The organism is Brucella pseudintermedia (assembly GCF_008932435.1).
Classification (GTDB): domain Bacteria; phylum Pseudomonadota; class Alphaproteobacteria; order Rhizobiales; family Rhizobiaceae; genus Brucella; species Brucella pseudintermedia.
The window spans coordinates 273,379-290,690 of record NZ_WBWE01000003.1 but is presented as its reverse complement, the minus strand read 5'-3'; the positions used below and the strand labels follow the sequence as shown (position 1 = coordinate 290,690).

The window sequence follows — 17,312 nt, the reverse complement described above, 5'->3', positions numbered from 1 at the left end:
GGCTATTGAATTGCCGGGGCCGGCTCTCCAAGTATGGACCGAAGCACATTCGTGACCTGCCTCATGACGAAAGGGGGCGCGGACGTGGCAGTCAGGTTGAAAGACCTGAGAAAGGACTTGAACTATGACGAGTACTGAACAGAAGACACCGTTGGGTGGCTCTGAAGCGGGCGGCGCGGACGGGCTCTATGCCGTTTTGCCGTTGCGTGACATCGTCGTTTTCCCCCATATGATCGTTCCGCTTTTTGTCGGCCGCGAAAAGTCCATTCGCGCGCTGGAGGAAGTGATGGGCGTGGACAAGCAGATCCTGCTTGCCACCCAGAAGAACGCCGCCGATGACGATCCGGCACCGGATGCGATTTACGAAATCGGCACGATTGCCAATGTGCTGCAGCTTTTGAAGCTGCCGGACGGCACCGTCAAGGTGCTGGTCGAGGGCACGGCTCGCGCCAAGGTTTCCCGGTTTACGGACCGTGAGGACTATCACGAAGCCTATGCTGCGGCTCTGCCGGAGCAGGATGAGGATGCCGTCGAGATCGAGGCGCTTGCCCGCTCGGTCGTTTCCGACTTCGAAAACTACGTCAAGCTGAACAAGAAGATTTCGCCGGAAGTGGTGGGCGCCGCCAGCCAGATCGACGATTATTCCAAGCTTGCCGACACGGTTGCCTCGCATCTCGCGATCAAGATTCCCGAGAAGCAGGAAATGCTGTCGATCCTTTCGGTGCGCGAGCGCCTGGAGAAGGCGCTTTCCTTTATGGAAGCCGAAATTTCGGTTCTGCAGGTTGAGAAGCGTATCCGCAGCCGCGTCAAGCGCCAGATGGAGAAGACGCAGCGCGAATATTATCTCAATGAGCAGATGAAGGCGATCCAGAAGGAGCTTGGCGATGGCGAGGACGGTCGCGATGAAGCGGCTGAACTGGAAGAACGCATCAACAAGACCAAGCTTTCCAAGGAAGCGCGCGAAAAGGCACAGGCCGAGCTAAAGAAGCTGCGCAGCATGAGCCCGATGTCTGCCGAAGCGACGGTGGTGCGCAACTATCTCGACTGGCTGCTGTCCATTCCGTGGGGCAAGAAGTCGAAGATCAAGCAGGACCTGAATTTTGCCGAGGAAGTGCTCGATGACGAGCATTTCGGCCTCGACAAGGTCAAGGAACGCATCGTCGAATATCTCGCGGTGCAGGCTCGCTCGACCAAGATCAAGGGCCCGATCCTCTGCCTCGTCGGACCTCCCGGCGTCGGCAAGACCTCGCTCGCCCGGTCGATAGCCAAGGCGACAGGCCGTGAATATGTCCGCATGTCGCTCGGCGGCGTACGTGACGAGGCTGAAATCCGCGGTCACCGCCGCACCTATATCGGCTCGATGCCCGGCAAGGTCATCCAGTCGATGAAGAAGGCGAAGAAGTCCAATCCGCTCTTCCTGCTCGATGAAATCGACAAGATGGGGCAGGATTTCCGCGGCGATCCGTCATCGGCCATGCTCGAGGTGCTGGACCCCGAACAGAACTCGACCTTCATGGATCACTACCTTGAGGTCGAATACGATCTGTCGAACGTCATGTTCGTGACGACGGCCAATACGCTGAACATTCCCGGTCCGCTTCTGGATCGTATGGAAGTCATCCGCATTGCCGGCTACACCGAGGATGAAAAGCTCGAGATCGCCAAGCGGCACCTGTTGCCGAAAGCGATCAAGGATCATGCCCTGCAGCCGAAGGAGTTTTCGGTCACTGACGATGCGCTGCGCAATGTTATCCGCCTTTACACGCGGGAAGCAGGTGTGCGCAGCCTCGAACGCGAACTGATGACGCTGGCGCGCAAGGCCGTGACCGAAATCCTGAAGTCGAAGAAGAAGTCGGTGAAAGTCACCGAAAAGAACCTCTCCGACTATCTGGGTGTCGAGCGGTATCGCTTCGGTCAGGCGGAAGGCGAGGATCAGGTCGGCGTCGTGACAGGCCTTGCCTGGACGGAAGTCGGCGGCGAGTTGCTGACCATCGAAGGCGTCATGATGCCCGGCAAGGGCCGCATGACCGTCACGGGTAACCTCCGCGACGTGATGAAGGAATCGATCTCGGCTGCGGCATCCTATGTCCGCAGCAGGGCAATCGACTTCGGCATCGAGCCTCCGCTGTTCGACAAGCGCGACATTCACGTGCACGTGCCGGAAGGTGCGACGCCGAAGGACGGTCCGTCCGCCGGCATCGCCATGGTCACGGCGATCGTCTCCGTGCTGACCGGCATTCCGGTTCGCAAGGACATCGCGATGACGGGCGAAGTCACGCTGCGCGGCCGTGTCCTGCCAATCGGCGGTCTCAAGGAAAAGCTCCTCGCGGCGCTGCGCGGCGGCATCAAGAAGGTTCTGATCCCGGAAGAAAACGCCAAGGATCTGGCGGATATTCCGGACAATGTGAAGAACAGTCTTGAGATCGTTCCGGTCTCCCGCGTGGGCGAGGTGCTCAGGCACGCTCTGGTTCGCGAGCCCGAGCCGATTGAATGGACGGAGCCCGCAAATGCGACACCGGTCCCTTCCGTCGAGGAAGAGGCTGGCGCTCCAATGGCTCATTAAGGCCTTTCCGGCAAACCTTAGAAAGAGTTTGCTTGTTGGCAACGCGCTGAAATGAACTTCTGGCAGGCGATTCTGATTCAGTCGATAGTCCTGCCGGAAGCTGTCTATCAGGACCAACAATTGAAATGCCGGGCAAATTGCCCGGCATTTCTGTGTTTAACCCCGGTTTTCCGGGGTTTTTTCACGTTGACAGGCTTGGTTTGTGAAACGATTTGAATAAACTCCGACCAATCCGGTCACGTTATCCGTTCCGGTAGATAAAGAAAGGAAATGCCAATGAACAAGAACGAATTGGTTGCCGCAGTTGCGGAAAAGGGCGGTTTGACGAAGGCTGATGCCGGTACTGCTGTTGACGCCGTACTCGCTGCTGTTACCGGCGCACTGAAGGCTGGTGAAGAAGTCCGTCTGCCTGGCTTCGGCGTTTTCTCCGTTTCGCATCGCGCTGCCTCGACCGGCCGTAACCCGTCGACCGGCAAGGAAGTTGCTATCCCGGCTCGCAACGTGCCGAAGTTCTCGGCTGGCAAGGGCCTGAAGGACGCCGTAAACGGCTAATCATGATCCGGGGAGTGAAAGCTCTTCGAACGGATCGTGACGACAAATTTCCAGCCATCGCGGCATGATCGCGGAAGGCTGTCGAGAAGGCCCGGTTTATCCGGGCTTTTTTCATATGCAGAGCTTTGGCACGTGCTTCCACATGCTGTCGCGACATGGCACCTTGTGGACAATTATCGTTGGCTGATTTGGAGACGCCTGTGCTTGCCGTCGGTCTAATGGGTTTTGCAATAAGCGTGCTGCTGGCAGTGATTGCGAACAGCCGGTTTGGGGAACTTGAGCGGCTCCCGATGCAGTGGGGTTTATCAGGCCGGATTAACTGGACGGCACCGCGCGTTCCGGCTCTGGCCTTTGCCCCGGTGCTTTACGCCGTGTTGGCCGGTATATTCATTTGGGCTGCGGAGCATGATCCTGAAAAATACACTGCAAAATCGGCGGGCATAGTGCTGATCGCAATGATTGCGGTACAGATCCTCCACTTGTGGATGATCGATCGTTATCGATTAAAGCTGCTCAAATAGACAGAAGCCGGGCACTAAGCCCGGCTTCCGCCAATAACTCTCTTTGCCTACGGCTTATTCAGCCGCCTCTGAACTGCGCTTTGGGCGGCGTTCCAGCAGTTCCTTGAGGAAGTGGCCGGTGTAGGAGCGCTTCTCCTTCACAATGTCTTCCGGACGGCCCACGGCGACAATCTCGCCGCCGCCATCGCCACCTTCCGGTCCAAGATCGATCACCCAGTCGGCGGTCTTGATGACTTCCAGATTGTGCTCGATCACCACGACCGTGTTGCCCTGTTCGACCAGTTCGTGCAGCACTTCCAGAAGTTTTGCCACGTCATGGAAGTGCAAGCCGGTTGTCGGCTCATCCAGAATATAGAGCGTGCGGCCCGTCGCGCGGCGCGACAGTTCCTTGGCAAGCTTCACGCGCTGCGCTTCGCCGCCGGAAAGCGTCGTTGCCTGCTGGCCGACCTTGATATAGCCGAGGCCAACCTTGACGAGCGTTTCCAGCTTGTCGCGCACCGCAGGCACGGCGGAGAAGAACTCCGCGCCTTCCTCAACCGTCATATCCAGCACATCGGCAATGGACTTGCCCTTGAACAGGACTTCCAGCGTTTCGCGATTGTAGCGCTTGCCGTGGCAGACGTCGCAAGTCACATAAACATCCGGCAGGAAGTGCATCTCGATCTTGATGACGCCATCGCCCTGGCAGGCCTCGCAGCGCCCGCCCTTCACGTTGAACGAGAAGCGGCCCGGCTGATAGCCGCGCGCCTTGGCTTCCGGCAGGCCCGCGAACCAGTCGCGGATCGGCGTGAAGGCGCCGGTATAGGTCGCCGGGTTGGAACGCGGGGTGCGGCCAATCGGAGACTGGTCGATGTCGATCACCTTGTCGAGGAATTCCAGGCCCTCAATACGGTCATGTTCCGCGGGGTGTTCGCGCGAGCCCATGATGCGGCGCGAAGCGGCCTTGAACAGCGTTTCGATCAGGAAGGTGGACTTGCCGCCGCCTGAAACGCCGGTGACAGCGGTGAAGGTGCCGAGCGGAATATCCGCCGAGACATTTTTGAGGTTGTTGCCGCGCGCGCCCACCACCCGGATACGCTTGGACTTCTCAATCTTGCGCCGTTCCGCCGGAACCGCAACCTCCATCGCGCCCGACAGATATTTGCCGGTCAGCGAGTTTGCGTTGGACATCACATCCTGTGGCGACCCTTGAGCGATCACCTTGCCGCCGTGGACACCAGCCGCCGGGCCGATATCGACCACATAATCGGCAGTCAGGATCGCATCTTCATCATGTTCGACCACGATGACCGTATTGCCGAGATCGCGCAAGTGGCGCAGCGTATCGAGAAGGCGGGCATTGTCGCGCTGATGCAGGCCGATGGAAGGCTCGTCCAGCACGTAAAGCACGCCGGTCAGTCCCGAGCCGATCTGAGAGGCAAGACGGATGCGCTGGCTTTCACCGCCCGACAGCGTGCCGGAATTGCGCGCCAGCGTCAGGTAATCGAGACCCACATCGTTGAGGAATTGCAGGCGCTCGCGGATTTCCTTGAGGATGCGGGCGGCAATTTCGCGCTGCTTGTCGTTGAAGCTGCTATCAATGTCGCGGAACCACGCGTCGGCCTTGCGGATCGACATTTCGGTGATTTCACCGATATGCTTCATGCCGACCTTGACCGCCAGCGCTTCCGGCTTCAGGCGGAAACCGTTGCAGGCCGGGCAGGGCGTCGAGGCCATGAAGCGCTCGATTTCTTCACGCGACCAGGCGGAATCGGTTTCCTTCCAGCGGCGTTCCAGATTGGGGATGACACCCTCGAACGGCTTTGTCGTCTGGTAGGAGCGCAAGCCGTCATCGTACTGGAAGGTGATTTCCTTGCCCCTGGTGCCATAAAGAATGGCTTGCTGCGCTTCTTCCGAGAGATCAGCCCATTTTGCGCCGATCTTGAAGCCATAGGCTTTGCCAAGCGCTTCCAGCGTCTGGTTGTAGTAGGGCGAAGAGGAGCGCGCCCACGGCGCAATCGCGCCATCCTTCAAGGCGGCCGTTTCGTCAGGGACAATCAGGTTCGGATCGATAGCCTGTTGCGTGCCGAGGCCGTCGCAGGTCGGGCAAGCGCCGAACGGGTTGTTGAACGAGAACAGGCGCGGCTCGATTTCCGGAATGGTGAAGCCGGACACCGGGCAGGCAAACTTTTCCGAGAAAAGAATCCGCTCGTGGGTTTCGTTGGCCGACTTGTTGGCAGCGCCGCCTTCCGCCGTTTCTTCGGGTGGCAGCGGCTTGTCGGCGAATTCGGCAACGGCCAGACCTTCGGCAAGCTTGAGGCAGGTTTCAAGGCTGTCGGCGAGGCGGGTCGAAAGGTCCGCGCGCACCACCACACGGTCGACCACCACATCGATATCGTGCTTGTATTTCTTGTCGAGCGCCGGAACATCGGCGATTTCATAGAAGGTGCCGTCTACCTTGACGCGCTGAAAGCCCTTCTTTTGAAGCTCCGCCAGCTCCTTCTTGTATTCGCCCTTGCGGCCGCGCACGATGGGCGCAAGGATGTAAAGCCGGGTGCCTTCCTCCAGCGCCATGACGCGATCGACCATCTGGCTCACCGTCTGGCTTTCAATGGGAAGGCCGGTCGCAGGTGAATAGGGCACGCCGACGCGCGCAAAGAGCAGGCGCATATAGTCGTAGATTTCGGTAACGGTGCCGACCGTCGAACGCGGGTTGCGGCTCGTCGTCTTCTGCTCGATGGAAATGGCGGGCGACAGACCGTCGATCTGGTCGACGTCCGGCTTCTGCATCATTTCCAGGAACTGGCGCGCATAGGCCGAAAGGCTTTCGACATAGCGGCGCTGGCCCTCCGCATAGATCGTATCGAAGGCAAGCGAGGATTTGCCCGAGCCCGAAAGACCCGTCATCACGATCAGCTTGTCGCGCGGCAGATCGAGATCGACATTCTTCAAGTTGTGTTCGCGCGCGCCACGTATGGAAATGAATTTCTGATCGCTCATTCCGCGTCCTGCCTGATCATGATGCCATGGATAAACCGGCGCCGGATGGTGAAACACGTCGCGCCGGTTTCTAATATGGGGTGGAACCCTCCAATAAGAAGGGGTCTCGGGTCATTCATCGCTGCACTCTTATCACTAGAACAAATATCGAACAACCAGCCTTCTGATAGGCGATACGAAATGTGAACGCAAGAGCGTTGACTGTCACTCCTGACAGGAGCAGACTACCCTTACTCGCTGACAGCGGAGAGGTGCCGCGGAGGGATGACGCGGCGTCGGCAAGAGGTCCGCAGGAGGCGGGAGACCCAGTAGGGAGGTAAGGAGCATGAGTCCACCTGACTACGTTGCCTAGCTTTCACAAGGATGAAAGCACAATCGATTTCGGTCGCGGCAGCATCTTTTCGCAAGGAATGATGCATCGTTGATCGAAACTGCGATTGCCGAAAATCTGAATTTGCGCGGAAGGTCAATGACCGCGTGTCATGCCATCCGAAAAGATCTGCTGGCGAATTATTGTCGGCACAAGAGCATTGCTCAAACCCAAGCCCTGCGCGCCAAAGATACAGTGAGCGGCAGGGCTTTTCCTTGGAAGTCTGAACGGTCTCGTGGAGTATCTGCGGTTGTCGATTCATGAAGCGCGAAGGCTGTCTTGAAATTAAGGCAGATGCGGTTTTTCACACTGAAATGAGGAAAACTGCATTTTCAGCAGGGCAGACGGTACAAAATTCCTTGAAAAATTGTGGCATACGCATGTCTTTTCAATGTCAAAGGTTGCATTTTGAACAAAACAAGAACATAAACTCTGTGGACATTGACAAATTCACCGCGCCGGATTGAGCGCTCATTGAGCCAGTCCTGTAAGGTGAGCATTGAGTTTCTGGCGATGGTGCCTCGTTGCGCCTGAGCTTTCATTTGGAAAGCGCCTCTTGTCCGTGCGAGGACGTGCGGAAAGGGAGCGCGTGCGAGACCCGGAGTAAGTTTTCGATGGCTGGTAGCGTCAACAAAGTCATTCTGGTCGGCAATCTTGGTGCCGATCCGGAAATCCGTCGCCTGAACTCGGGCGACGTGGTTGCCAATCTGCGCATTGCAACGTCGGAAAGCTGGCGCGACCGTCAGACCGGCGAACGCAAGGACCGCACTGAATGGCACAGCGTCGTCATTTTCAACGAGAACCTTGCCAAGGTCGCGGAGCAGTATCTGAAGAAGGGCGCTAAGGTTTATATCGAAGGCGCGCTCCAGACTCGCAAATGGCAGGATCAGAACGGCAATGACCGTTACTCGACGGAAGTTGTGCTGCAGAAGTTCCGCGGCGAGTTGCAGATGCTCGACAGCCGCGGCGAAGGCGGCGGTGAGGGCCGTTCGTTCGGCGGAGGCGGCAACCGCAACCAGATGTCGGATTACTCCGGCGGCGGTGATTTTGGCTCGTCCGGTCCATCTTCGGGCGGCAGCGGCGGCGGTTTCTCGCGTGATCTGGACGACGAAATCCCGTTCTGAGAGCCGGCATCATCCATTCTATAAGAAAAAGACGATAAGGCGCTGTTTTTCAGCGCCTTTTCCATTGCGGGATCAAGTAGAAGTATCGGCGAGAATAGCCGGCTCCGCTGGCTGAAATCGTCAGCGTGATTGGTTCTCCTGTGAGGCGTCTGAGAGGGGCGGAATTCCACGCTAAAGACATGCAGTTAGCTGGTCAACGCCGGCGGCACCCAAGCACATCGTATTGCAGATCAAGCGACGGAGAACCCCATCCGTTTTAGAGTGCGTCGTAGTCAATTAACATTTTTGCCATTCCATGATCATGGTGAATGGCGTCGTGAGATACCTTTCCACCCTGTCTTGTGGACCGCTGGATGGTCTCGGTTCATCGAAGAACGTCAGTTTCAGGCCTTCACCCAGCAATACGGACATATATGTGCTCAACGGGCGGTGCCAGTTGCGCACTCGTAACCCATCCCATTCAAACCACTCCGAACGTTCCCTAAAATAGTTTCCAAGAGGATGATACACACGGCCGTCTTCGCCTTTGATCCACCCAATTGTGCCATTGGAAGTGAAGAAACTTGTGAGGTTTGCGATCAGAATTCTTCCGTCAGGCTTGAGAACGCGGGTGGCTTCTCGAATCGCCATGTGAATGTCGTCGATATCGAGAAGGGTTAGGTAGAATACTGCGAGGTCAAACTCTTCATCACCGAAAGGCAATTTCTCGGCAAAAGCGTTGAGATATTTACCGGACGGATCAAGCTTTCGTGCTCTTTCAATAAACGGTTCGATTGGATCAACTCCGATAGCATCGATACCTATCCTCTTTGCCATGCGACAAAACCGTCCTTCGCCGCAGCCGATATCCAACATTTTTGCCGCGCCCGACAATTCAGATCGTTCCAGCATCGGCTTGTCCAGCACGAACTCGCGCGCGAAATCGCCTGAATCCGGCATTCTGTCGATCCATGCTTGAGAGGAGCTAAGCCAGCCGTTCTCATCTGGATCACGTTGCTTCATTGCCTGATATTCCCTGTTGCACAAACGATGGTTTAAGGCGGGCGCGCTCACATTGGAGAGCTGTAAACGTATCTCAACCAGCCGCTTAAACAAAGCATCTTGAACATCATCGAATTTTGATAAAGGAACACGGATGCCACACGTCACTCTCAACAATCAGCAAAAGGACTGGGGCATCTGCCGACCTCGCAAATGGATTTGCTCGGACGTTAAGTGATGAAGATCTCGGCCACATCAAGCTGCACCGCCGCCCATACAACAGGTTTAGGTGCGCCCTGCAATTATGCGTCCTGCGCTATCATCTCATCCGCTGGCCATGTCTCCCCCATGGAGCACATCAATCTGACCGGTGAATATCGGCGGTCGAAATCTTAACGTAAGATTCCGCCCCTTCCGTAAACGACCCATCATATTGTGATCTGCTCGCCATCTTCTTTGGTGAAGGAGGCAACCGGGTTTTCCAGGAGCGGCAGAACCAGTTCGGAAGGGCGGCAAAGCCTTGTGCCGCGCGGTGTTTCGACAATCGGCCGGTTGATCAGGATCGGATGGGCGATCATGAAATCGATCAACTCGTCATCGGTCCATTTCGGATCGGACAGGCCAAGCTCGCCATAGGGCGTACCCTTTTCGCGCAGCAGTTCACGCGGCGTCAGGTTCATCGCCGCAAGCAAACCGAGCAGACGTTCGCGGCTGGGTGGATTTTGGATATATTCCACGATGACCGGCTCTTCGCCGCTGGCGCGGATCATCGCCAGCGTATTGCGCGAGGTGCCGCATCCGGGGTTATGATAGATCGTAATGGTCATTGAAACTTTCCGCTGTAGTCGATGCATGGAGGAATCGTGATTCTTAACTGTTCTCGTCATTCTCGATAGAGAATTCCATCCGGTCAGCCGAAAAACGGGAGAGGGAATATTGGATCGGCTTTCCACCCGTATCGACGTTCACCGCACGCGCTGTCACGACGATGGCGCCGGGTGATAATTTCAGGTTTCTGAGATCTTCCGGGCCGGCATGACGGGCCGATATGATGGTTGACTTTCGCAGATAATCGCCAATCCCGGCAGCCTTGAATGCCGCCGTTATCGAGCCGCTTTTCGCATAATCCTGCGCAAAGGAAGGAAAGCGCACCGCATCGATCCAGTGAGTCGCTATCGAAATCGGGTATCCATCGGCGTTGTGCATCGTTTCAAGGCGGATCACTTCATCGCCGGCGTGCAGTTCAAGCGCCTCTGCGATTTCCCGGGTTGCGGCTTCCGTGCCCGATGCCAGCAGAATCCCCTGCATTTCCCGCACCTGCGAGGCGAGCGACTGAGAGATGCGGGTGCGGCGCCCGATCTGATAGGTGAGGCGTTTTGCGTTGGCAACGAAAGTGCCGCGTCCTTGCTCGGCTCGCAGCACGCCTTCCTGCGTCAGCGCTGCGATGGCGCTGCGCACCGTATGGCGATTGACCCCGAACCGCTCGGCCAGCTCCATCTCGGCAGGCATACGCGCGCCAGCCTGAAGCTTGCCCGCCATGATGTCGCCGCGTATCTCATCGGCAATCTGCCGCCAGATCGCCACGCCGCTGTTTCTCTCAATTCGCCCGCTCTTTTTCATCAGTGCCTTTGTCATCAACTGTCATCGTCCTGTCATTGGCAGGGTGTATTCATTCGGGTATTGTATAGTTGTCTATATAACTAGACAATTTACAGGATGGCGTCAACAGGATTTGAGGGCAGGGAAGCTCATGCACGGTACGGAGCAAAGTACGAAGGGAAGCGGACCCGGTTCCACCACAGAAAGCGGAAAGGCGCCGAACGCCGTGCCGGATCCGGTTCAAGTCGCACGGCGGGCGAGCATGGCGATCCTTGCGCGGGCAAGCGGCGAAGAATTGCAAGCCTTGTGGCAGGCATGGTCCGACAAGCCGGAATTCGAGGTTTTGCGCGGGCCGGAAACCGGCCTCGTGATGCTGCGCGGCCGCATCGGCGGTGGCGGCGCTCCCTTCAATGTTGGTGAGGCAACAGTGACCCGCGCCACGGTGCGGCTTTCCAACGGTTCGGTCGGCCACTCCTATGCGCTGGGCCGCGATCAGGAAAAGGCGCGCCTTGCCGCTCTCTTCGATGCGCTTTGGCTCGATGAAGGCCGCCGCGATGCGGTGGAAACGCAAGTTCTGAATGTTTTGCGCACACGGCTTGACGAGGCTGATGCCACACGGCGCGGCGAAGCCGCCGCCACCAAGGTCGATTTCTTTACAATGGTTCGGGGAGACAATTGATGCTTCCTTCTTCTTCAGCATTTGAAGGCGGTCTGGCTAATCCGGTGACGGATGCGCAGTCGGTTTTTCATGCCATCATGCACGCTATGGCCAATCCCGGCCGCATCTATTCGCTGGCCGTAGCTGCCACGCCGCCGCAGCCGCTGACGCCGGAACTGGGTGTTATCGCGGCAACCCTGCTCGACCATGATGCGACAGTCTGGTGCGATGCGGCGATAGCGGCCAATGAAAATGCAACCGCCTGGCTTACTTTCCACACCGGCGCGCCGCGTGTCGAAAATGCCGATGCCGCGCAATTCGCGCTTGCCAGCGACGTATCGCTGCTGCCGCTGCTGGCGGAGTTTTCGCAGGGCGAGCCGGAATTTCCCGATCGTTCCACAACCGTTGTGCTGGCTGTCGCGTCGCTGAATAGCGGGCAGGGGCTTTTGCTGAAAGGCCCCGGCATCGATGGCGAGCGCAAGCTGCATGTCGATGGACTGCCGCAGGATTTCATCCGGCAATGGCGCGAGAACGGGGCGCAATATCCACTCGGCGTTGATCTTGTTCTGGTCTGCGACGGCGCTGTTGCAGCACTTCCCCGCACAACCCGGATTTCCGCTCTGGAGGGCTGAAAATGTATGTTGCTGTAAAGGGTGGCGAAACAGCCATCCGCAATGCCCACCGTCTTCTCGATGACCGTCGCCGTGGCGACCGTTCGGTGCCAGCACTTCGCCTCGACCAGATTGCCGAGCAGCTTGCGCTGGCGGTAGATCGCGTCATGGCCGAAGGCTCGCTCTATGACCGTGAACTGGCGGCATTGGCCGTTCGCCAGTCGCGCGGCGATCTGATCGAGGCGATCTTTCTGGTGCGCGCCTATCGCACCACCTTGCCGCGCTTCGGCTATTCACGCCCGATGGAAACCGCGCAAATGCTGATCGAGCGCCGCATTTCTGCAACCTATAAGGATCTGCCGGGCGGCCAGCTTCTGGGGCCCACCTTCGATTATACGCACCGGCTGCTTGATCCCGATCTGGCAGGCGATGTGACGGTGCCAGAACCGGAACTGCGCCCTGCGGAGCCGGAAGAAACGCCACGCGTGACCGATATTCTCGGCGTCAACGGCATGATCGAGGACGATGGCTCGCTGCCGGAAGGGCACGAGCCGGGCGACCTGACCCGTGAACCGTGGACATTTCCGATGGAGCGCGACCTGCGCTTGCAGGCATTGGCGCGAGGCGACGAGGGCTTTCTGCTGGCGCTCGGCTATTCCACCCAGCGCGGCTATGGCAACACGCATCCCTTTGTTGGTGAAATCCGCATCGGCGAAGTGGAAGTCGAGTTCGACGTGCCGGAGCTTGGCTTTGCCGTCTCGCTTGGCCGCGTGCAGCTGACCGAGTGCCAGATGGTCAACCAGTTCAAGGGTTCGGCCAAGCAGCCGCCGCAGTTTACGCGCGGCTATGGGCTGGTGTTCGGCCAGAGCGAGCGCAAGGCCATGTCCATGTCGCTCTGCGACCGTGCACTGCGCGTGCGCGAATTCGATACGGATGTGACCGCTCCCGCGCAGGATGAGGAATTTGTCATTTCCCATTCCGACAATGTGCAGTCCACCGGCTTCGTCGAACATCTGAAACTGCCGCATTATGTGGATTTTCAAGCCGAACTCGACCTCATCCGCCGTATGCGTGCGGAATATGAGCAAGCAAACACCGACACCGAAAGTTTGGCAAAGGAGGCCGCAGAATGAGCGATCTGGCCAATTACAATTTTGCCTATCTGGACGAACAGACCAAAAGGATGATCCGCCGCGCCATTCTGAAGGCCATCGCGATCCCCGGCTATCAGGTGCCGTTTGCCAGCCGTGAAATGCCGATGCCTTATGGCTGGGGCACCGGCGGCGTGCAGGTGACGGCCTCCATCATCGGGCCGGATGATGTGCTGAAAGTCATCGACCAGGGTGCCGACGACACCACCAATGCTGTCTCCATCCGGGCTTTCTTCCAGAAAACCGCCAATGTCGCCGTCACCACCCATACGGGCGAGGCGACGATCATCCAGACTCGTCACCGCATTCCGGAATATCCGCTGACCGAAGGGCAGGTGATCGTCTATCAGGTGCCGATCCCCGAACCGTTGCGTTTTCTGGAGCCGCGTGAAACCGAAACGCGCAAGATGCATGCGCTCGCCGAATATGGCCTCATGCACGTGAAGCTTTACGAAGACATTGCGCGGCACGGCCATATCGCCAAGACCTATGATTATCCGGTGATGATCGAGGGGCGTTATGTGATGGCGCCTTCGCCGACGCCGAAATTCGACAATCCGAAAATGCATATGTCTCCCGCCTTGCAGCTTTTCGGTGCCGGTCGCGAAAAGCGCATCTATGCCGTGCCGCCCTATACGGATGTTGTGAGCCTCGATTTCGAGGATCATCCGTTCGAGGTGCAGAAGTTCAAGGAACCCTGCGCGCTTTGCGGGGCAAAGGGTGTCTATCTCGATGAAGTCGTGCTGGATGATCGCGGTGGCTCGATGTTCGTCTGTTCCGACACCGATTTTTGTGAGGACCGTCAGGCCAACGGCCATTTCGGTCATCTGGCAGCAAACAAGGAGGCCGCGCAATGAGCGAGCAACCTCTACTGAGAGTGAACAGCCTGTCGAAATTCTATGGCAATCGCCGTGGCTGCGCGGATATTTCCTTCAATCTGTGGCCGGGCGAAGTGCTGGCAATCGTGGGGGAATCCGGTTCCGGCAAGACGACGCTGCTGAACAGTCTGGCCACCCGTCTGGAACCGACTTCCGGCACGGTTGAATACCGGATGCGTGACGGTGAATTTCGCGATCTTTACAAGATTGGCGAGGCGGAACGCCGCTTCCTGATGCGGACGGACTGGGGCTTTGTGCACCAGAACCCGGCAGACGGATTGCGCATGACGGTTTCAGCCGGCGCCAATGTCGGCGAGCGTCTGATGGCGGTCGGTGAACGTCACTATGGCAATATTCGCAACACGGCCACCGAATGGCTCGGACGTGTCGAAATCGCCTCTGACCGCATTGATGATCAGCCGCGCGCCTTTTCAGGCGGCATGCGCCAGCGCTTGCAGATTGCCCGCAATCTGGTGACCGCTCCGCGGCTTGTCTTCATGGACGAACCGACCGGCGGCCTTGATGTGTCGGTGCAGGCGCGTCTCCTCGACCTTCTGCGCGGTCTTGTCAGCGATCTCGGCCTTTCGGTGATTATCGTGACGCATGATCTCGCCGTTGCGCGTCTTCTGTCCCATCGCATCATGGTCATGAAAGACGGCCATATTGTCGAGCAGGGCCTGACCGACCGCGTGCTGGATGACCCGCAGGCGCCTTACACGCAACTGCTGGTGTCGTCGATCCTGCAAGTTTAGTAAATTAAAACAGATATTTATTGCATGTTGTTCCTAAATTAGCCGAACTTCATGCGTGAGGTGGAAAATGCCTATGTTGCAAACATCAGCCCCGCTTGCCGTCACCGATGTGACGAAAACCTTCGTCATGCATTTGCAGGGCGGCATCGAACTTCCGGTCGTGCGCGGCGTCAATTTTGAACTCCGCGCCGGTGAATGCGCCGTGCTTGGCGGACCTTCAGGCGCGGGCAAAAGCTCGATCCTGAAAATGGTCTACGGGAATTATGCGGTCAATGGCGGCTCGATCCTGATCCGCCATGAAGACCGCACGGTGGATCTTGCCACAGCCGATCCGCGTGAAGTGCTGGCCGTGCGCCGCGATACGATCGGTTATGTCAGTCAGTTTCTGCGCACGCTGCCGCGCGTCGCGGCAATCGATGTGGTGGCCGAACCGCTCGTTGCGCGTGGCGTTGATCGGGAAGCGGCGCTGAACCGCGCCCGCGAACTTCTGGCGCAGCTCAATCTTCCGGAAAGGCTGTGGGCCTTGCCGCCAGCGACCTTTTCCGGCGGTGAACAGCAGCGCGTGAATATCGCGCGCGGTTTCATCACCGATCATCCGGTATTGCTGCTCGACGAGCCGACCGCTTCGCTCGACGCGAAGAACCGCGCGGTCGTGGTCGATCTCATCAAGACCAAGAAGGAGCAGGGCGTCGCCATGCTCGGCATCTTCCACGACGAGGACGTGCGCTCGGTCGTTGCTGACCGGATCATCGATGTAACGGCTTTCTCTCCGAGGGCGGCGGCATGACCAAGCTCTCGGTGGAACCGCTGGTTCACGAAACGGCCATTGTCAGCGGCAGCACACTCGGGCGCTATACTGAGATTGGCGAGCGCAGCCGCGTTTCGGAAACCGTGCTGGGAGATTATTCCTATCTTGGCGTCGACTGCGAAATCTGGTGTGCGGAGATTGGCAAGTTTTCCAATATTGCCAGCCACGTGCGCATCAACGCCACCAACCATCCGACATGGCGTCCGACACTGCATCATTTCACCTACCGCGCCGGTGATTACTGGCCGGAAGAAAAGGATGAGACGGAGTTTTTCCAGTGGCGTCGCGGCAATGCGGTGAAGATCGGACACGATACATGGCTTGGCCATGGCTCCACCATCTTGCCGGGGGTGACGGTTGGTAATGGTGCCGTTGTCGGTGCCGGAGCCGTGGTAAGCAAGGACGTAGCGCCCTATACGATTGTGGGCGGCGTGCCTGCGCGTCTCATTCGCGAACGCTTCGATGCTGCGACCGGCAATCGACTTGACCGTCTGGCCTGGTGGGACTGGAGCCATGATCGCCTGCGTCAGGCGCTCGACGATTTTCGCTCGCTCGATATCGAAGCCTTCCTCTCGAAATATGAAACAGCCGCCAACACAAATGCGGTGATGAAAGAGCTATCCAATGGCTAATGAAATCGTTCTGAAAAACGCGCGGATCGTGCTCGCTGACGAGATTGTTTCCGGTTCCATCCTGATCCGTGACGGCAAGATCGCGGCCATCGATCAGGGCAACGCCAATGGCGGCGATGACATGGATGGCGATTACGTCATTCCGGGCCTGATCGAACTGCACACCGACCAGCTTGAAAGCCACTATGCGCCGCGCCCGAAAGTGCGCTGGAATGTCGATGCCGCCGTGCAGGCGCATGACGCGCAGGTGGCGGCATCGGGCATCACCACGGTATTCGACGCGATGCGCGTCGGCTCCGACTATGACCGCGATTTCGTCGGCGAGGATATGCGTATGCTTGCAGACGCGATTGAAAGCGGCGTGCGCGAAAATCGCCTGCGTGCAGACCATTTCCTGCATCTGCGCTGCGAAGTTTCCTCTGCCGATTGCCTCGAGACATTCGAGCTTTTCGCGGATGACGACCGTGTAAAACTGGCATCCTTGATGGATCACGCACCGGGACAGCGGCAATTCGTTGATCTTGAGAGCTATCGCACCTATTACATGCGCAAGATGAAGCTCACGGATGAGGAGTTCCGGGTGCATTGTGAGAAGCGCATGGCGGATTCGGACGCCTATTCCGCCAGACACCGGCGCGCCATTGCTGAGCTGGCGGCAACGCGCGGCATCGTTCTGGCGAGCCATGACGATGCGACCAGTGCCCATGTCGATGAATCGCTCGATCATGGCGTGCGGATCGCAGAGTTCCCGACCACGATGGAAGCCGCCAATGCTTCAAAGGGCGCTGGCCTTTCGATCCTGATGGGCGCGCCGAACATCGTACGCGGCGGCTCGCATTCAGGCAATATTGCCGCGCGCGATCTGGTGGACAATGGCAGCCTCGATATCCTGTCGTCGGATTATATTCCATTCAGTCTCATTCAGTCGGCTTTCGGTCTGGCTTCCGGCGAGCGACCGATTGCGCTTCCCGATGCCATCCGCCTTGTGACAAAGAATCCTGCCGATGCCATGGCCATGGATGATCGCGGTGAGATTGCCATCGGCAAGCGCGCCGATCTGGTCCGTGTCCGTCCGAAAGGCGCAATTCCGGTTGTCCGCACGGTGTGGCGCGAAGGCGAACGGGTGCTTTGAT

General features: G+C 58.1%; 18 protein-coding genes and 1 pseudogene. 13 read left to right on the top strand and 6 right to left on the bottom strand.

Annotated elements, in window-relative coordinates:
• Nucleotides 1-124: 124 nt before the first annotated feature.
• The 3 genes from lon to F9K78_RS05925 all read left to right on the top strand — a co-directional run bounded on the left by lon (nt 125) and on the right by F9K78_RS05925 (nt 3,636).
• A complete protein-coding gene (gene lon / locus F9K78_RS05935; protein ID WP_121983126.1) occupies nt 125-2,563 on the top strand; it encodes an endopeptidase La in 2,439 nt (812 codons plus the stop codon).
• Between the two features lie 276 nt (nt 2,564-2,839).
• Nucleotides 2,840-3,115 carry an HU family DNA-binding protein gene (locus tag F9K78_RS05930; RefSeq protein ID WP_006470422.1) on the top strand — a complete coding sequence of 92 codons (276 nt, stop codon included), beginning with the start codon at nt 2,840-2,842 and terminating at the stop codon, nt 3,113-3,115.
• A gap of 179 nt (nt 3,116-3,294) precedes the next feature.
• On the top strand, nt 3,295-3,636 hold the full coding sequence (locus tag F9K78_RS05925) for a hypothetical protein (protein ID WP_144897176.1): 342 nt from the start codon (nt 3,295-3,297) through the stop codon (nt 3,634-3,636).
• 54 nt (nt 3,637-3,690) lie between these two features.
• Here the strand turns inward: F9K78_RS05925 and uvrA are convergent, their stop codons facing one another.
• The 3 genes and pseudogenes from uvrA to F9K78_RS05910 all read right to left on the bottom strand — a co-directional run bounded on the left by uvrA (nt 3,691) and on the right by F9K78_RS05910 (nt 7,527).
• Nucleotides 3,691-6,615: an excinuclease ABC subunit UvrA gene (gene uvrA, locus F9K78_RS05920; protein ID WP_121983258.1), complete on the bottom strand. Its 2,925-nt coding sequence runs from the start codon at nt 6,613-6,615 to the stop codon at nt 3,691-3,693.
• A gap of 115 nt (nt 6,616-6,730) precedes the next feature.
• Nucleotides 6,731-6,942: pseudogene (locus tag F9K78_RS05915) on the bottom strand (hypothetical protein).
• Between the two features lie 375 nt (nt 6,943-7,317).
• A complete protein-coding gene (locus tag F9K78_RS05910) occupies nt 7,318-7,527 on the bottom strand; it encodes a hypothetical protein (protein WP_121983128.1) in 210 nt (69 codons plus the stop codon).
• Between the two features lie 72 nt (nt 7,528-7,599).
• Between F9K78_RS05910 and ssb the strand changes: the two genes are divergently transcribed.
• Entirely contained in the window at nt 7,600-8,109 is a 510-nt protein-coding gene (gene ssb / locus F9K78_RS05905; RefSeq protein ID WP_121983129.1) for a single-stranded DNA-binding protein, read from the top strand.
• Between the two features lie 276 nt (nt 8,110-8,385).
• Here ssb and F9K78_RS05900 read toward each other — a convergent pair whose 3' ends face one another.
• Nucleotides 8,386-9,111 carry a class I SAM-dependent methyltransferase gene (locus F9K78_RS05900; protein WP_208851912.1) on the bottom strand — a complete coding sequence of 242 codons (726 nt, stop codon included), beginning with the start codon at nt 9,109-9,111 and terminating at the stop codon, nt 8,386-8,388.
• Between the two features lie 116 nt (nt 9,112-9,227).
• On the opposite strand from F9K78_RS05900, the gene F9K78_RS22405 reads away from it, so the two are divergent.
• A complete protein-coding gene (locus F9K78_RS22405) occupies nt 9,228-9,464 on the top strand; it encodes a DUF4158 domain-containing protein (protein ID WP_162929760.1) in 237 nt (78 codons plus the stop codon).
• Nucleotides 9,465-9,518: 54 nt separating this feature from the next.
• Here F9K78_RS22405 and arsC read toward each other — a convergent pair whose 3' ends face one another.
• Both arsC and phnF read right to left on the bottom strand, forming a co-directional pair.
• The gene (arsC, locus tag F9K78_RS05890) at nt 9,519-9,917 is read right to left on the bottom strand and encodes an arsenate reductase (glutaredoxin) (protein ID WP_121983131.1); all 399 of its coding nucleotides are present in this window, start codon (nt 9,915-9,917) and stop codon (nt 9,519-9,521) included.
• Between the two features lie 43 nt (nt 9,918-9,960).
• Nucleotides 9,961-10,710, bottom strand: a complete 750-nt coding sequence (gene phnF, locus F9K78_RS05885; RefSeq protein ID WP_121983260.1) for a phosphonate metabolism transcriptional regulator PhnF — start codon at nt 10,708-10,710, stop codon at nt 9,961-9,963.
• A 130-nt stretch (nt 10,711-10,840) separates the two neighbouring features.
• Here phnF and phnG point away from each other — a divergent pair, with 130 nt between their 5' ends.
• The 8 genes from phnG (at nt 10,841) to F9K78_RS05845 (ending at nt 17,311) form a co-directional block, all read left to right on the top strand.
• Nucleotides 10,841-11,368, top strand: coding sequence for a phosphonate C-P lyase system protein PhnG (gene phnG, locus F9K78_RS05880; protein WP_121983132.1), 528 nt, complete (start codon nt 10,841-10,843; stop codon nt 11,366-11,368).
• Complete coding sequence (gene phnH, locus F9K78_RS05875) at nt 11,368-11,979, top strand: phosphonate C-P lyase system protein PhnH (protein WP_121983133.1); 612 nt, start codon at nt 11,368-11,370, stop codon at nt 11,977-11,979. Before phnG ends, phnH begins: the two co-directional genes overlap by 1 nt.
• Nucleotides 11,980-11,981: 2 nt before the next feature.
• Nucleotides 11,982-13,091: a carbon-phosphorus lyase complex subunit gene (locus F9K78_RS05870; RefSeq protein WP_121983134.1), complete on the top strand. Its 1,110-nt coding sequence runs from the start codon at nt 11,982-11,984 to the stop codon at nt 13,089-13,091.
• A complete protein-coding gene (locus F9K78_RS05865; RefSeq protein ID WP_121983135.1) occupies nt 13,088-13,966 on the top strand; it encodes an alpha-D-ribose 1-methylphosphonate 5-phosphate C-P-lyase PhnJ in 879 nt (292 codons plus the stop codon). Before F9K78_RS05870 ends, F9K78_RS05865 begins: the two co-directional genes overlap by 4 nt.
• Nucleotides 13,963-14,739: a phosphonate C-P lyase system protein PhnK gene (phnK, locus tag F9K78_RS05860; RefSeq protein ID WP_063882378.1), complete on the top strand. Its 777-nt coding sequence runs from the start codon at nt 13,963-13,965 to the stop codon at nt 14,737-14,739. Before F9K78_RS05865 ends, phnK begins: the two co-directional genes overlap by 4 nt.
• 73 nt (nt 14,740-14,812) lie before the next feature.
• Entirely contained in the window at nt 14,813-15,526 is a 714-nt protein-coding gene (gene phnL / locus F9K78_RS05855) for a phosphonate C-P lyase system protein PhnL (protein ID WP_121983136.1), read from the top strand.
• Nucleotides 15,523-16,179 carry a DapH/DapD/GlmU-related protein gene (locus F9K78_RS05850; RefSeq protein WP_121983137.1) on the top strand — a complete coding sequence of 219 codons (657 nt, stop codon included), beginning with the start codon at nt 15,523-15,525 and terminating at the stop codon, nt 16,177-16,179. The genes phnL and F9K78_RS05850 overlap by 4 nt, the downstream gene beginning before the upstream one ends.
• The gene (locus tag F9K78_RS05845; protein ID WP_121986400.1) at nt 16,172-17,311 is read left to right on the top strand and encodes an alpha-D-ribose 1-methylphosphonate 5-triphosphate diphosphatase; all 1,140 of its coding nucleotides are present in this window, start codon (nt 16,172-16,174) and stop codon (nt 17,309-17,311) included. Before F9K78_RS05850 ends, F9K78_RS05845 begins: the two co-directional genes overlap by 8 nt.
• Nucleotide 17,312 lies beyond the last annotated feature (1 nt).